This window comes from Streptomyces pilosus (assembly GCF_014649835.1).
Lineage (GTDB): Bacteria > Actinomycetota > Actinomycetes > Streptomycetales > Streptomycetaceae > Streptomyces > Streptomyces pilosus.
On record NZ_BMTU01000006.1, the window covers coordinates 87,931 to 101,641 of the forward strand.

The following is a 13,711-nucleotide window of genomic DNA, read 5'->3' on the forward strand; positions in this document are numbered from 1 at the left end:
CGGGCTCCTGAGCATGATTGACGGATGGTCAGCCGACCGGTAGCACTGACTCGCACCGCTCGGCTCCACACGGCGTTCCGTGCCCGTCCGTCCCAGGAGGCTGCCTTGCGACCACCCCCCGCCGACCCCGCGCGCGCGACCGGCCGGACCCGGCGCGCCCCCCTCGCCCGCGCTCGGCTGCGCTCGGCCGGGAGGACCCCCGTCGCCCTGCGCGCCCTCGTCGCCGCGGCCCTGACGCTGCCCCTGCTGGGCGTGGCGCCCACGCCCGCACCGCCGGCCCCCTCCCGGCTGCAGGAGGCGTTCGCCGCCGCGTCCGCCCGGTACGACGTGCCGCAGAGCGTGCTGCTGGGCGTCTCCTACCTCCAGTCCCGCTGGGACGCGCACGGGGGTGCGCCGAGTGTGACCGGTGGCTACGGGCCGATGCACCTCACGGACGCCCGGGCCGCGCTCGCCGCGTCCGGGCACCACGGCGAGGGCACGGAGGACCCCCGGGGCGACGACGCCCGGCCGCCGCTTCGTCCGCAGACGCGGGCGCCACGCACCGCCGAGCTGCCGGACCGGCTGACCACACTGCCCGAGGCGGCCCGGCTGACCGGGCTCGGACCCGAGCGGCTGCGCGAGGACCCGGCCGCGAACGTGGCGGGCGGCGCCGCCCTGCTGGCCGAGGCGCAGCGACGGCTGGGTGCGCCGGCGAGCGACGACCCGGCCCACTGGTACGCGGCCGTGGCGCTCTTCTCCGGCGCCGACGACACGGCGACGGCCGCCGCGTACGCGAACGACGTGTTCGAGGTGATCCGCGCCGGTGGGCAACGGGTCACGGACGCGGGGCAGCGCGTCGCGCTGGCCGCCCGCCCCGGCCTGGTGCCCGACACCTCGGCGCTGGCGCGCGCCGGACTGCGGGGGGCGTCCGCGGCCGGGACGGAGTGCCCGGAGACCGTGTCGTGCGAGTGGATCCCGGCACCGTACGAGGAGTTCGGGGAGGGTGACTACGGCAACCACGACCTGGGGAACCGGCCGTCCTCGCAGCCGATCCGGTACATCGTCGTCCATGACACGGAGGGCGCCTGGGAGGGTGTCCTCGACATGGTGCAGGACCCCACCTACGTGTCCTGGCAGTACAGTCTGCGCTCCACCGACGGTCACATCGCCCAGCACGTGAAGGCGAAGGACGTGGCCTGGCACGCGGGCAACTGGTACGTCAACGCGGCGTCGATCGGCCTGGAGCACGAGGGTTTCCTGGCGGAACCGGACGCCTGGTACACCGAGGCGATGTACCGGTCCTCGGCCCGGCTGGTGAGGTATCTGGCCGGGAAGTACGGCATCCCACTGGACCGGCAGCACATCCTCGGCCACGACACGGTGCCGGGGCCGACCACGGCCACCGTTCCCGGCATGCACACCGACCCGGGGCCGTACTGGGACTGGCGGCACTACTTCGAACTGCTGGGCCGTCCCCTGAAGGCGACGGCAGGCCGGAACGCGGGCGTGGTCACCATCCGCCCCGACTACGCCGCCAACCGGCCGGTCTTCACCGGCTGCGAGAGCGCGGGCGAGCCCTGCGCGACGCACGGGTCCAGCGCGGTGCGACTGTACTCCGACCACGACGAGAGCTCCCCGCTGATCCGGGACATCGGCCTCGGCCCGGCCCCGACCACCGGGGTGAACGACCTGTCCTCCCGGGTCTCCACCGGACAGCAGTACGCGGTCGCCGACCGCTGGGGCGACTGGACGGCCATCTGGTACCTCGGGCAGAAGGCCTGGTTCCGCAACCCCGCTGAGCGGCCCACCGCGGTGCCCGCCCGGGTCGAGGTCGTCACGCCGAGGAAGGGGCTCGACTCCGTGCCCGTGTACGGCAGGGCGTACCCGGAGAAGGAGGCGTACCCGGAGGGCGTGCCGGCGCAGGCGGTGTCACCGCTGCCGTACACGGTGCCGAAGGGACAGAAGTACGTGACCGGGGGCAAGGTGCCGGGCGAGTACTACTACGCGGTGACCTTCGACGGGGCGTCGCACCGGGTGGTCCGGGGCGAGGACCGGTACTACCAGATCCAGTTCGGCCACCGGGTCGGCTTCGTGCGGGCGGCGGACGTGACCGTCACGCCGTCGTAGCGGCGCGGGGGGCGTCATGACGCGGGCCGGGTTCCGGAGGGACCCGGCCCCGGGCGTCAGCCCTGCTGGAACAGTTCCGCGGGCAGGGGCTTGAGGAGGGCGTACAGGTCGTCGGTGATGGGGCGGTCCCAGGCGGCGATGGTCACCAGGACGTTGTCGCTGCGGTCGAACTGGACGCAGGAGATCCGGCCCTCGGACAGCTTGACGCGGCGCACGATCAGCAGGTTGTCGCCCTGCATCACCGGCACGTCCTCGGTGCCGACGACGGTCACCTCCTCGTCGTTCTCGAGCGCCAGCAGCAGCTGTCCGACCTCGAAGGGCACCTCTCCCTCGGGGACCTCCCGGGCCGGCGAACCCTCGGGCAGATTGCCGATGATCATCGCGGGGCCGCGGCCGCCGAACAGGTCGTACCGCAGGAAGACGCCCTGGCAGCTTCCGTCGGGGGCGGGCAGCAGCCCGGCACCCAGGTTGCCGGGCCAGTCGCCCGGGTCCATGGCCAGGACGTCGAAGTCGGGCCCGGCGGGCGTGGCACTGCGGCGGCGGAGGAACGACATGCCGCCATGGTACGTGCCCGGACCGGCATTCGGACGTCCGGGCGAGCCCCTCGGTCTACCCCGTCCGCCGGTGCCGCTCGTGGTGGCGGGCCACCCGGGCGCGGTTGCCGCAGGAGGGCTTGCACCACTCCTGGCGCGGGTGTTCCTTCAGGAAGTAGCGCACGCAGCGCGGGGCGTGGCAGGCGCGCAGCCGCTCCCGCTCGGGGCCCGCGAGGAAGGCGATGGCGGCCCGTGCGAGCACCGCGGTCAGCTGGTCCTCGCCGTCCGGGACGGGCCGGCGCCCGACGACGGGCTCCCCGCCCTCGTCCCAGGCGAGGACCGGGACGGTGGGGGTGCGGGCGGCCGCCTCGTTGAGGCGCCGCAGCGCCTCGGGGACGGGGAGGAGGCGGGCGCCGTCCGCGGGGCTGGGCCGCGCCGGGCGGACGGCGTGGGCGAACAGCGTGCGGACGGCGCCGCGCAGGTCACGGACGGCGGTGAGCGCGTGGGGGTCGGCGGTGTGGCGCCCGGCGCCGGGGAGCGTGTGGGGGTGGGCGTGCACCCAGGCGGTGAGGCCGGCGGGGTCGGTCAGGTCGTCGGCGACTTGGCCGGCGCCGTCGTGGCGGAGGGTGGAGGCCAGGTCCAGCACGAGCTGGGCGTCCCTGCTGATCGGGTCCCGCATGCACCCGATGATAGGGGGCTTCCGCCTTCGACCCGTCCGGCCCGGGAGCGGGAGCCGTCCCGTCGCGGGGGCCCGGGTCGAGGGGCCCGTCCGGCCCGGGAGCGGGAGCCGTCCCGTCGCGGGGGCCCGGGTTACGAGTCCTCTCCCGGAGCCGGGGGCACCACGGCCACGGGGCTCTCCGCGTGGAGCAGGACCGCCTGGGTGACCGAGCCCATCATCCGGGCGGGCGCCAGCAGACGGCGCCGGTGGCGCCCGATGATCACCAGTGCCGCCTCCCGGGACGCCTCGACCAGATGGCCCGCGGCGTCCCCCGGCAGCACCACGACCTCGGTCGTGACCCCGGCGTGCCGTTCCCGGTGCGGTGCGAGGAACCCCTCGGCGAGGACCCTCGTCTCGTGTTCGACCGCGTCCTGGTCGATGTCCGGGGGCGGCATCTCCCCCGGCAGCATCCAGGTCTGCAGCGGCCACGGATACGCGGCGACGATCCTGAGCCGGCCGCCGCGGAGCGCGGCCTCGGCGAAGGCGAAGCCGAGCGTGGCATCGTCGGGACTGTCGGCGTTCATGCCGACCACCACCGGCCCGCCGTCAGCGGCGGACGGGGCGGGCGGGGCGTCGTCGCCCCGCGCCGGGCGGGGCACCACGACGACGGGGCACTCCGCGTCCCGGGCCGCGGCCAGGGAATTGGAGCCGAGCAGCAGGCTCGCGAAACCGCCGCGTCCGCGCGAGCCGAGCACCAGCAGCCCGGACGTCGCCCCCAGCTCGGGCAGCAACGCGCCGGGCGCCCCCTCGAGCGCGACGTACTGCACGGCGGGCAGGGCGTCCTGCTTCGCCAGGTGGGCGCGCACCTGTTCGAGGACCGGGTCCTCGCCGGGGTCGGGCGGTCCGGCCGCGAGCACCTCCGGCTGGGTCCAGGGGGCGAGCTGGCGCACGTGCACGATCCGCAGCGTCGCCTCGCGCCGGCGGGCGGCGTCGAGGGCCCACTCCAGGGCACGCAGGCTGTCTTCCGAACCGTCGACCGCCGCGACGACCGGCTGGGTACTCATCATTCCTCGCCTCCGGAGTACGGACCTTCGCCTTGACCGGGCCAGCCTGACTCAGGCGCGGCCCGGCGACGGCACTTCAGCTCGCGTGTCCGGAAAAACGCGCGGAACACGTCCCGCGGCGGCCGGGGCTCAGGTCAGGTCGAACTCCCCTTCGCGGGCGCCCGACACGAAGGCGCCCCATTCGGCGGGGGTGAAGATCAGGGAAGGGCTCTCCGGGCGGCCACTGTTGCGCATGGCGATGAAACCCTCCACGAAGGCGATCTGGACATCGCCTCTGCCCCGACTGCTGGACTGCCAATGCGCGTTGCTGAGGTCCAGGTCCGGCTTGTCCCAGCCCGTGAGCGGGCGCTGCTGGGTGGTGCTCTCGGCCACGTCCGTGCTCCTCCCGATTCGTCGTCCGCGGTCAGCCTAGCGACAGGGTCCGGCCGCCGACAGGCCGTGGAGGAAGTACCGGCGGGCGGCGTGGGCGGGCGCGGGGTCCGGGCCGGCTACCCGTCGGCCACGATCCGTTCGACCGCGGCCCGCACCAGCCGGTCGCGCTCCTCCGGCGGGAGGACGTCGGGCAGGGTGAGCTGTTCGACGATCAGCCAGTTGAGCGCGAGGTACAGCAGCTTGACGGCGGTCGCGTCGCCGGGGAGACCGGACTCCTCGTGATAGCGGACGTTGGCCTCCATGTCGGCGCGGACCCGTTCGGTGAGCACCTGGCGCAGTCCGGGCCGCCGGGTGGCCTCCAGCCGGAGTTCGAGGAGGGCGAGGTAGCCGGTGCGGAACGAGGCGATGCGGCCGACCAGTTCGCGCATCAGCGTCACGTAGACCTGCCGGTCGCGCCCGGCGGCCCGCTGCCTGGCGACGGTCTCCTCGTCCGGCTGGAGCCGCTCGTAGACCCGGGCGCCGGCCTGGGTGAGGAGGTCGTCGCGCGAGGTGAAGTAGTTCGACGCGGTGCCCGGGGGCACGGCGGCCCCGGTGTCCACCGCCCGGAAGGTCAGTCCCCGGGCGCCGTCCCTGGCCAGCACCTCGATCGCCGCGTCGACCAGCGCGGCCCGCCGCTGCTCGTTCCGTCTCACCACTGCCGCCACCCCGCCTGCCGGTCGTCCCCTCACACCACTCCGGTCAGAGTACTGCGCCTGGAGTCGTCCCTTCCCCGCCGGGACACCCCGGGCGGCCGCGCACGCCCCATTGACACCGGACGCCCATGACAGGAAAGTTTCACCCCGCACGGGGATCGGCGAAAAATTCTTCCAGCCCTCGCGCGAGGGCCCGGCACGGGAGGAACCTGATGGCGGACGACGGGGCGAGAGGCATCACCCGGCGCCGGCTGGGCGCGGGCACACTGGCCCTGGGCGGTGCGCTGGCGTTCGCGGCCCTCCCGGCCGACCCGGCGTCGGCGGCCGCACCGTACCCCGACGGCCGTCCGACCCTGCGGTACGGACCGGCGCACCGCGCCGGCCTGCTCTCCGCCCCGCTGCGGCAGCTGGTCACCGACGCCGAGGCGTTCCTCGCCCCCTCCCCCGCACACCCCTGGTACGCGGGGGCCGTACTGCTCGCCGGCCGCGGCGGCACGGTGGCCCTGCACCGGCCCATCGGCATGGCGGTGCGCTACCGGGCGTACGACGAGAAGACCGACAGCGGGGTGGAGTTCCCGCCGGACCAGCAGATCCCGATGGCCGAGGACACCGTCTTCGACCTGGCGTCGGTGTCGAAGCTGTTCACCTCGATCCTCGCCGTGCAGCAGATCGAGCGGGGCCGGCTGGCGCTGGAGGGGGCCGTCGCCACGTACCTCCCGGAGTTCGGCCGCGCGGGCAAGCAGGACATGACGATCCGTCATCTGCTCACTCACACCTCGGGTTTCCGGGCCTGGATCCCGCTGTACGACGCGCCCACCCACGAGGAGAAGGTGCGGCTCGTCCTCGACGAGGCGCCGACCGCCCCGCCCGGGACGGTGTACCGCTACTCGGACCTGAACCTGATCTCGCTCCAGCTGGTGCTGGAGGAGGTCACCGGCCGTCGCCTCGACGTCCTCCTGCGCGAGGAGATCACCGGCCCGCTGGACCTGCGCAGTACCCGCTACAACCCGCCCGCCTCCTGGAGGTCCCGCATCGCGGCGACGGAGGACGCCCGCAGGCCGTGGTCCGGCCTGGACCGGGGGCTGGTGTGGGGCGAGGTGCACGACGAGAACGCCCACAGCCTGGGCGGGGTCGCCGGCCACGCGGGGGTGTTCTCCGACGCCTGGGACCTGGCGGTCCTCGGGCGGACCCTGCTCAACGGCGGTGCCTACGGCCGGGCGCGGATCCTGGCGCGGGAGTCGGTGGAGCTGATGTTCACGGACTTCAACACCGCCTTCCCGGGCGACGAGCACGGCCTGGGCTTCGAACTCCACCAGCACTGGTACATGGGCGCGATGGCCACCCCGCGCACGGCGGGCCACACCGGCTTCACCGGGACGTCCCTGGTGCTCGACCCGACGACCGACTCGTTCCTCGTGGTGCTGGGCAACTCCGTGCACCCGGTGCGCAGTTGGCGTTCCGGTTCGGCGCCCCGAGTGGCCGCGGCGAACCGGTTGGCCCGCGCGGTGCCGGTCCGGCCGGCCCGGGGCCGCACCGCGTGGTTCTCGGGGATGGCGAGCTCCGCCACGGCCACCCTCACCCTGCCCGCGCTGGACACCTCCTCCGGCGCGGCCCGGCTGCGCTGCCCGCTGTGGTGGGACACCGAGCCCGGCGCCGACGCCCTCGCCCTGGAGGCCGGCACGGAGGACGGCGCCGGGTGGCGGCCGGTGCCGTTCACCACCGTGCGGCGCGGCGCCGAGCCGGAGCCGCACCCGTCCGGGACGGCCACCGGCTGGTCCGGACGGGTCTGGCACGAACTGACCGCCGTGCTGCCCGCCGCGCGCGCCCTCACCCTGCGCTGGCGGTACACGACGGACCGGCTGTACGTAGGACGCGGCGCCTACGTCGGCACGCTGCGCGTCGAGACGCCCGGCGGGCGGCTCTTCGACGAGAGGCGCCCGGCCGACGCGGCGCGCCTGCGGGCGGAGGGCTGGACGCGGTCGGCCGACTGACCCCCGGCGCGTCACGCCTCCCCCGCCTCCAGGACCGCCATGGCCGCGTTGTGCCCCGGCACTCCGCTCACCCCGCCGCCGCGCACCGCGCCCGCGCCGCACAGCAGGACGTTGGCGTGCCGGGTCTCCACGCCCCAGCGGCCGGTGCCCTCCTGGGCGTGGGGCCAGGAGAGCTCGCGGTGGAAGATGTTGCCCCCGGGCAGCCCGAGGTCACGTTCCAGGTCCAGCGGGGACCTGGCCTCCAGACAGGGGCGTCCGTCGGCGTCGGTGGCCAGGCAGTCGGCGAGGGGCTCGGCCAGGTGGGCGTCGAGCTGGGCGAGCGTCGACGTCAGCAGTTCCCCGCGCACGGCGTCGTTGTCCCGCTCGAACAGCCGCGCGGGGGTGTGCAGTCCGAACAGGGTGAGGGTGTGGAAGCCCCGCGCGGCCAGGTCCGCCCCGAGGATCGTCGGGTCGGTGAGGGAGTGGCAGTAGATCTCGGAGGGCGGTGCGGCGGGCAGCTCACCGGCGGCGGCCTGGGCGTGCGCGGTGCCGAGTTGTCCGTACCCCTCGGCGATGTGGAAGGTGCCGGCGAACGCCTCGCGCGGGTCGACCGAGCTGTCGCGCAGCCGGGGCAGCCGCTGGAGCAGCATGTTCACCTTCAGCTGGGCGCCCTCGGCGGGCGGCGGGGGCGTGTCGCCGGTGAGCCGCGCGAGTTCCCGCGGGGAGGCGTTGACCAGCACGTGCCGCGCGCCGACGACGCCCTCGCCGTCGGCGGTGCGGTGGGTGACCTCGGCCGTGCGCCCGTCGGTGTCGACGCGTACCGCCTCGTGGCCGGTGGCGACGACCGCCCCGGCGGCGCGGGCCGCGTCGGCCAGCGCGTCGGTGAGGGCGCCCATACCGCCCACCGGCACGTCCCAGGCGCCGGTGCCGCCGCCGATGACGTGGTAGAGGAAGCAGCGGTTCTGCGCGAGCGAGGGGTCGTGGGCGTCGGCGAAGGTGCCGATGAGGGCGTCGGTGAGGACGACGCCGCGCACCAGGTCGTCGGCGAAGCGCTCCTCGACGGCGATGCCGAGGGGCTCCTCGAAGAGGATCCGCCAGGCCTCCTCGTCGTCGACGGCGCGGCGCAGTTCGTCCCGGGTGGGCAGGGGCCCGGTGAGGGTGGGGAAGACGCGGCGGGCGACGCGCCCCGTCAGGTCGTAGAAGCGCTGCCAGGCCAGGTACTCGCGGTCGGACCCGGTGAGCCGGGCGAACGCCTCGCGGGTGCGCTGCTCGCCGCCGCCGACGAGCAGCCCGGTGGGGCGTCCGCCGCGTTCGGTGGGGGTGTAGGAGGAGATGGCGCGGGTGCTCAGCCGGACGTCGACATCCAGGTCGCGGAGGATCTTCCGGGGCAGCAGGCTGACCAGGTACGAGTACCGGGAGAGCCGTGCGTCGACGCCGGCGAACGGGCGGGTGGAGACGGCCGCCCCGCCGGTGTGGTCCAGCCGCTCCAGCACCAGCACGGAACGCCCGGCCCGGGCGAGGTAGGCGGCGGCGACGAGGCCGTTGTGGCCTCCGCCGACGATGACGGCGTCGTACGTCCGGGGTTCCACGGGTGCGGTCATGGTCCTTCGTAACACGCGGTGATCCGCACCGGCCAGACGCGGTGCCCCGTCACGCCCCGCCGGCCGCTCCCCGCTGCCGGAGCGCAGCCACCCCGCGGTACAGCTCGGCGGCCTCCTCGTCGCGGCCCAGCCGCTCCAGGCAGTGCGCCTCGTCGTTGCGGGCGGCGAGAGTGTCGGGGTGGTCCTCGCCGAGGAGCCGCTCCCGGGCCTCGGCGACCGTCCGGTACTCGGCCAGGGCGTCCGCCCAGCGGCCGAGCCAGCCCAGGCCCACGGCGACCTCGCGGCGGCTGACCAGCGTGTCCGGATGGTCGGCGCCGAGGGCCCGCTCACGCAGCGCGCACACCTCACGGCTTTCGGCGAGGGCGTCCACCCAGTGGCCCAGCCGGCCGAGGTTGACGCCGATGCCGTGCCGGGCGCGCAGGGTCTCGGGGTGGGTGGGCCCCTGCACCCGGGTGCGGTCCGCGACGAGCGCCCGGTACAGGTCGAGGGCCTCGCCGGTGCGGCCGAGCCGGCCCAGGCTGATGCCGGTCTCGTGGCGGGCGGCGAGGGTGTCGGCGTGGTCGGGACCGAGCGCCCGGGCGCGGGCCGCGGCCACGTCCCGGTAGGTCTCCAGGGCCTCCGCCCAGCGGCCCAGCCGGCCGAGGGTGTAGGCGACCTCGTAGCGGGTGACGAGGGTGTCGGGGTGTTCCGGCCCGAGCACCCGGGCACGGGCTCCGGCGACCTCGCGGGCGGTGGCGTACGCGTCCTCGAGGCGGCCGAGCCTGCCGAGGTTGAAGGCGAGGTTGTGGCGGCAGCGCAGGGTGTCGGGGTGCTCGGTGCCCATGGTCCGCTCGCGTGCGGCGAGTACCGAGAGGTAGACCTGGTGGGCGTCGAGGGACCGGCCCAGCTGGGCGAGGACGTACGCCATCTCCTGGCGGGCGGCCAGGGTGTCGGGGTGGTCGGCGCCGAGCGCGCGGATCCGGGCCCCGGCCACCTGCTTGTACGTGCGCAGGGCGTCGGCGGCGCGGCCGGTGCGGCTGAGGGCGAAGGCGACCTCGTAGCGGCTGGCGAGGGTGTCGGGGTGCTCGGGGCCGAGGAGGTGTTCGCGCTCGGCGGCGACCGCGCGGTGCACCTCGCCGGCCTCCGTCCAGCGGCCGAGGCGTCCCAGGCTCAGGCCCGCGTTGTGCCGTCCGGCGAGTTCGGTGAGTGCCTCCGGCGCCGGGGCCGGCCGCTCCTCGGTCACGGTCGGCGGGCGGTGCCCGGTGGCGGGGCGGGCGATCCATTCGCCGGACAGGCCGGCCGCCGGGTCGGGGGGTGGGGTGCGCAGGACGGCGCCGGCGGCCTTGCGGCCGGTGGTCATGCCGCGCGTCCAGGACGGCAGGCGGCCCGCACGGCCCGGCGGCGCGGGGTCCTCCACGCCGGCCGCCCCGGCCGTGCCCGCGGCCTCACCGGGCGGCGCGCCGGGGCGCGCCCCGGCCGCCACCGGGGCGGCCCCCAGCGCACCGATCCGGCCGGCGAGTTCACGGGCGTTGTCGGGCCGCTCGCCGGGCTCCTTGGCCAGCAGGTCCAGGATGATCCGTTCCAGGCGCTCGGGCAGCTCGGCGCGGTGCCCGCGCGGCGGGCGGGGCGGGGTGTCGCGGTGGCCGACGAGGATCGCCCAGGCGTCGTCGAGGTCGAACGGCGGTGCCCCGGTGGCGATCTCGTAGAGCACACATCCGAAGGAGTACAGGTCGCTGCGCCGGTCGACCTCCGAGCCGCTGATCTGCTCCGGCGACATGTAGTGCGGGGTCCCCATGGCGACGCCGGTGCCGGTCAGCCGGGAGGTGAAGCCGATGTCGTGGCCGAGCCGGGCGATGCCGAAGTCGCAGATCTTCACCGTGCCGTCGTCCAGCCGCACGATGTTCGCGGGCTTCAGGTCGCGGTGCACGACGCCCTGGTCGTGCGTGTAGGCGAGGGCCGCGGCGACCTGCCCGGCCACGTCCACCACCTCCGCGACCGGCAGCGGATGCTGTTTGTTGTCCTCCAGGAGCTGGCTGAGGTTGCGGCCCTGGAGCAGTTCCATCACCAGGTACAGGACGCCTTCGGACTCGCCGAAGTCGTGCACGACGGTGATCCCGCGGTGCTGAAGGGCCGCGGCCACCCGGGCCTCCCGCCGGAACCGCTCGCGCAGCACGCGGCCGACGGCCCGGTCGGCTTGCGCGCCGACGGGTTTGAGGCACTTCACCGCGACCTGCCGGCCCAGCGACTCGTCCCGTGCCCGCCAGACCTCTCCCATGCCGCCGCGTCCGATCCGGTCGAGCAACCGGTACCGGCCGTGGAGCAGCCTGCTGTCCCCCATCTCCTCCGCCCGCCCCCGTCGCTGTCCGCCGCGCCCTCCCCTGGCCCGTCCAGTATGGCGACAAGCCGCCCGGTTCTGTACGGTGCCGGACGTGCGGCCCGCGCGACCGGGGGCCGGTCAGTCGAGGGTGGCGAGGAACTCGGTGCAGGCCCGGGCGCAGGCGCGGCAGGCCTCCGCGGTCTCCTCCGCACCGGGGTGCCCGTCGAACGCCTGAGCGCTCTCCAGGCACACCTGCCGGCACCACTCGACCTGGACGCGGATGGTCTCCTCGTCCACCTGGTTCTGTTCGGACAGCACACGGCAGGTCGCGTCGCAGACCTCCGCGCACATGATGCCCTTGCGGCGTACGAGTTCCTGGTTCCCGGATCCGTCGGGGTCCACCAGACTGGCCCGGGTCGCGCAGGCCCGTGCGCACTCGGTGCAGGCCTGGGCGCAGGCGAAACGGTCCTCCAGGAACCGGAACAACTCTTCCTGCGATGTCGTGGTCACATGGCGCGGGTTGCCGCCGCCCGGGCGGCCAAACGTCGGTACGGCGGACGGGGCGGCGCGGGCGTCCGCCGCGTCGGGGTGAGCTGGTTCGTGCCCGTGAGCGGGGGTACCCGCGAGCCATGACGAACACCGCATGGATGGAGACGGCGGCGGACCTCGCGGCGAGCCGCGGCGCGCTCGGCATCGGCCTCGGGGCGGCGGCCCTGGTGGTGGTGGCCCTGTTGATCGGCATGTTCGCCTTCGGCAGCCGCCGGACCAGAAACGGCAGCCGCAGGCCCCGGCCCGAGGAACAGCCCCGGATGCCCGCGGGCGGACCGGTCCGTGAGGTACGGGAGCAGCGCGAGCCGGACGAGGTGCCGAGGAGCGACGAGCGGATGACGCCGCACGAGCTGAACGGTCACGGCAACGCCGGCAGCCGCACCGGCGCCGCGCAGGAACGGCCCCGCTGGGACGAGGGCAGCAGCGGTTCGTTCGGCAGCGGCGGCCCGGGCAGCCACTGACCGGTCCGCCCCCGCGCGGGGCGGGCCGAAGGACCGCAGTCGGACAGGGGCCGACCCGTCACTCCACAGGGCGGGCCGTGCGCTTCACCGATCGCCGGAAGGCGGTCGTGGCGCACGGCCCGCCCTTTCGCATGCCCGGAGGTGAGGTGGATCACAGCCGGCGGGTGCATCGTTTCGCCGGGTCCCGGGTCTTTGAGGGGGTGTAAGGGGTTGTCCGCAGGCGGGACGGTGGGGATGGAGCGGTATCGGGCCGACGGCTTCGACGAGTTCGTGGCCGCGCGCTGGTCGGCGCTGCTCCATGTCGCGCGTCTGCTCACCGGCGGCGACCGGCAGCGCGCCGAGGACCTCGTCCAGGAGGCCCTGGTGAAGCTGTGGTTCGCGTGGCCGAGGGTCGCCGAGCAGGCCCCGGAGGCGTACGTGCGTCAGGTGCTGGTGCGGATGGCGGCGCGTTCGGCCCGCCGGCGCTGGTGGGGCGAACGTCCGGTGGGAGAGCTTCCCGACCGGGCCGGGCCGGGCGATGTGTCCGCGGCCGTCGCGGAACGGTCGCGGCTGGAGGCCGCGCTGGCCCTGCTGCCGCCGCGGCAGCGGGCCGCGGTGGTGCTGCGCTACTGCGAGGACCTGCCCGAGGGCCAGGTGGCACAGGCCCTCGGCTGTCCGGTGGGCACCGCCCGCTCCCACGCGTCGCGCGGAGTGGCTCGGCTGCGGCAGCTGCTGTCCGACTCCGTCAGACCCGTGGGGTGAAGGGAGAAGCGATGGATGACTTCGAGCGCGAGCTGACGCGCCTGATGCACGACGGCCGGCGGCACGCCCCCTTCGAACCCGGGCAGCGCGCCCGGTTGTACGAGGGAATCAGGGTGCGGCGCAGGTCGCGGGTGCTGTGGCGGGCCGGGGGCTCGGCGCTCGCCGTGGCCGGACTCGGCATCGGGCTGGCGCTGCTGCCCGGCACCGGTACCCGGTCGCTGCCCGCCGACCGGCCTCCCCTGCCGGCGACGAGTCCCACGCCGCCCCCGCTCTCCCCGGTGCCGACGAGCCCGGCTGCGAGCACCTCGCTCCCGGCCACCGGCATGCCCGGCACCACGGCGCCCGGCCACGCCGCCCCACCGACCTTCCCGCCGTCCGGCACACCCGACGCGTCACCCTCGGCGACGCACACCCCGTCCTCACCGCCGGTCTCCACCCGGCCGCCGGACACACCGCCGGCCACGCAGGAAGCCACACAGGAGGCCACTCAGGAGGTGTCCCCCTCCATGACGGCCGGCGGCGGCTGACACCCGCACCGCGTCACCGCCCGGGGTCTCTCCCCGGGCCACCCCCGGGGCCCGCCCGCCCCGGGTCACTTCACCCGACCAGCACCCGGGCGCCCCCGGCATGCCCGCACGGGCCCCCACCGGGGTTCCGCCATGCCGCGC

Annotated in this window: 13 protein-coding genes; 5 read left to right on the forward strand and 8 right to left on the reverse strand. The window is 75.4% G+C overall.

The features are described 5' to 3' along the window. Positions 1-105: 105 nt before the first annotated feature. Positions 106-2,106: an N-acetylmuramoyl-L-alanine amidase gene (locus tag IE118_RS16945; RefSeq protein ID WP_189558751.1), complete on the forward strand. Its 2,001-nt coding sequence runs from the start codon at positions 106-108 to the stop codon at positions 2,104-2,106. Between the two features lie 56 nt (positions 2,107-2,162). Here the strand turns inward: IE118_RS16945 and IE118_RS16950 are convergent, their stop codons facing one another. The 5 genes from IE118_RS16950 to IE118_RS16970 form a co-directional block, all read right to left on the reverse strand. Continuing rightward, on the reverse strand, positions 2,163-2,660 hold the full coding sequence (locus tag IE118_RS16950) for a glycosyltransferase family protein (protein ID WP_189558752.1): 498 nt from the start codon (positions 2,658-2,660) through the stop codon (positions 2,163-2,165). A gap of 55 nt (positions 2,661-2,715) precedes the next feature. Further along, positions 2,716-3,318, reverse strand: a complete 603-nt coding sequence (locus tag IE118_RS16955) for a CGNR zinc finger domain-containing protein (protein ID WP_189558753.1) — start codon at positions 3,316-3,318, stop codon at positions 2,716-2,718. Positions 3,319-3,449: 131 nt separating this feature from the next. Further along, on the reverse strand, positions 3,450-4,361 hold the full coding sequence (locus IE118_RS16960; RefSeq protein ID WP_189558754.1) for a universal stress protein: 912 nt from the start codon (positions 4,359-4,361) through the stop codon (positions 3,450-3,452). A 129-nt stretch (positions 4,362-4,490) separates the two neighbouring features. Continuing rightward, complete coding sequence (locus IE118_RS16965; RefSeq protein ID WP_189558755.1) at positions 4,491-4,733, reverse strand: DUF397 domain-containing protein; 243 nt, start codon at positions 4,731-4,733, stop codon at positions 4,491-4,493. A gap of 116 nt (positions 4,734-4,849) precedes the next feature. Further along, positions 4,850-5,428, reverse strand: coding sequence for a TetR/AcrR family transcriptional regulator (locus IE118_RS16970; RefSeq protein WP_189558756.1), 579 nt, complete (start codon positions 5,426-5,428; stop codon positions 4,850-4,852). A 209-nt stretch (positions 5,429-5,637) separates the two neighbouring features. On the opposite strand from IE118_RS16970, the gene IE118_RS16975 reads away from it, so the two are divergent. Then, positions 5,638-7,416, forward strand: a complete 1,779-nt coding sequence (locus tag IE118_RS16975; RefSeq protein WP_189558757.1) for a serine hydrolase domain-containing protein — start codon at positions 5,638-5,640, stop codon at positions 7,414-7,416. A gap of 11 nt (positions 7,417-7,427) precedes the next feature. Here IE118_RS16975 and IE118_RS16980 read toward each other — a convergent pair whose 3' ends face one another. The 3 genes from IE118_RS16980 to IE118_RS16990 all read right to left on the reverse strand — a co-directional run bounded on the left by IE118_RS16980 (position 7,428) and on the right by IE118_RS16990 (position 11,802). Beyond that, complete coding sequence (locus IE118_RS16980; RefSeq protein ID WP_189558758.1) at positions 7,428-8,996, reverse strand: phytoene desaturase family protein; 1,569 nt, start codon at positions 8,994-8,996, stop codon at positions 7,428-7,430. 49 nt (positions 8,997-9,045) lie between these two features. After that, the gene (locus tag IE118_RS16985) at positions 9,046-11,313 is read right to left on the reverse strand and encodes a serine/threonine-protein kinase (protein WP_189558759.1); all 2,268 of its coding nucleotides are present in this window, start codon (positions 11,311-11,313) and stop codon (positions 9,046-9,048) included. A 117-nt stretch (positions 11,314-11,430) separates the two neighbouring features. Then, a complete protein-coding gene (locus IE118_RS16990) occupies positions 11,431-11,802 on the reverse strand; it encodes a four-helix bundle copper-binding protein (protein WP_189558760.1) in 372 nt (123 codons plus the stop codon). Positions 11,803-11,921: 119 nt separating this feature from the next. On the opposite strand from IE118_RS16990, the gene IE118_RS16995 reads away from it, so the two are divergent. The 3 genes from IE118_RS16995 (at position 11,922) to IE118_RS17005 (ending at position 13,570) form a co-directional block, all read left to right on the forward strand. After that, positions 11,922-12,302, forward strand: coding sequence for a DUF6479 family protein (locus IE118_RS16995; RefSeq protein ID WP_189558761.1), 381 nt, complete (start codon positions 11,922-11,924; stop codon positions 12,300-12,302). 234 nt (positions 12,303-12,536) lie between these two features. Next, positions 12,537-13,043, forward strand: coding sequence for a SigE family RNA polymerase sigma factor (locus tag IE118_RS17000; protein WP_189558762.1), 507 nt, complete (start codon positions 12,537-12,539; stop codon positions 13,041-13,043). Positions 13,044-13,054: 11 nt separating this feature from the next. Continuing rightward, on the forward strand, positions 13,055-13,570 hold the full coding sequence (locus IE118_RS17005) for a cellulase (protein ID WP_189558763.1): 516 nt from the start codon (positions 13,055-13,057) through the stop codon (positions 13,568-13,570). Positions 13,571-13,711: the final 141 nt, after the last annotated feature.

Excerpts from the sequence above, each read along its gene's own strand:
- IE118_RS16950 (WP_189558752.1), bottom strand. The coding sequence starts at position 2,660 with ATGTCGTTCCTCCGCCGCCGCAGTGCCACGCCCGCCGGGCCCGACTTC.
- IE118_RS16955 (WP_189558753.1), bottom strand. The coding sequence starts at position 3,318 with ATGCGGGACCCGATCAGCAGGGACGCCCAGCTCGTGCTGGACCTGGCC.
- IE118_RS16960 (WP_189558754.1), bottom strand. The coding sequence starts at position 4,361 with ATGAGTACCCAGCCGGTCGTCGCGGCGGTCGACGGTTCGGAAGACAGC.
- IE118_RS16975 (WP_189558757.1), top strand. The coding sequence starts at position 5,638 with ATGGCGGACGACGGGGCGAGAGGCATCACCCGGCGCCGGCTGGGCGCG.
- IE118_RS16980 (WP_189558758.1), bottom strand. The coding sequence starts at position 8,996 with ATGACCGCACCCGTGGAACCCCGGACGTACGACGCCGTCATCGTCGGC.
- IE118_RS16985 (WP_189558759.1), bottom strand. The coding sequence starts at position 11,313 with ATGGGGGACAGCAGGCTGCTCCACGGCCGGTACCGGTTGCTCGACCGG.
- IE118_RS16995 (WP_189558761.1), top strand. The coding sequence starts at position 11,922 with ATGACGAACACCGCATGGATGGAGACGGCGGCGGACCTCGCGGCGAGC.
- IE118_RS17000 (WP_189558762.1), top strand. The coding sequence starts at position 12,537 with ATGGAGCGGTATCGGGCCGACGGCTTCGACGAGTTCGTGGCCGCGCGC.
- IE118_RS17005 (WP_189558763.1), top strand. The coding sequence starts at position 13,055 with ATGGATGACTTCGAGCGCGAGCTGACGCGCCTGATGCACGACGGCCGG.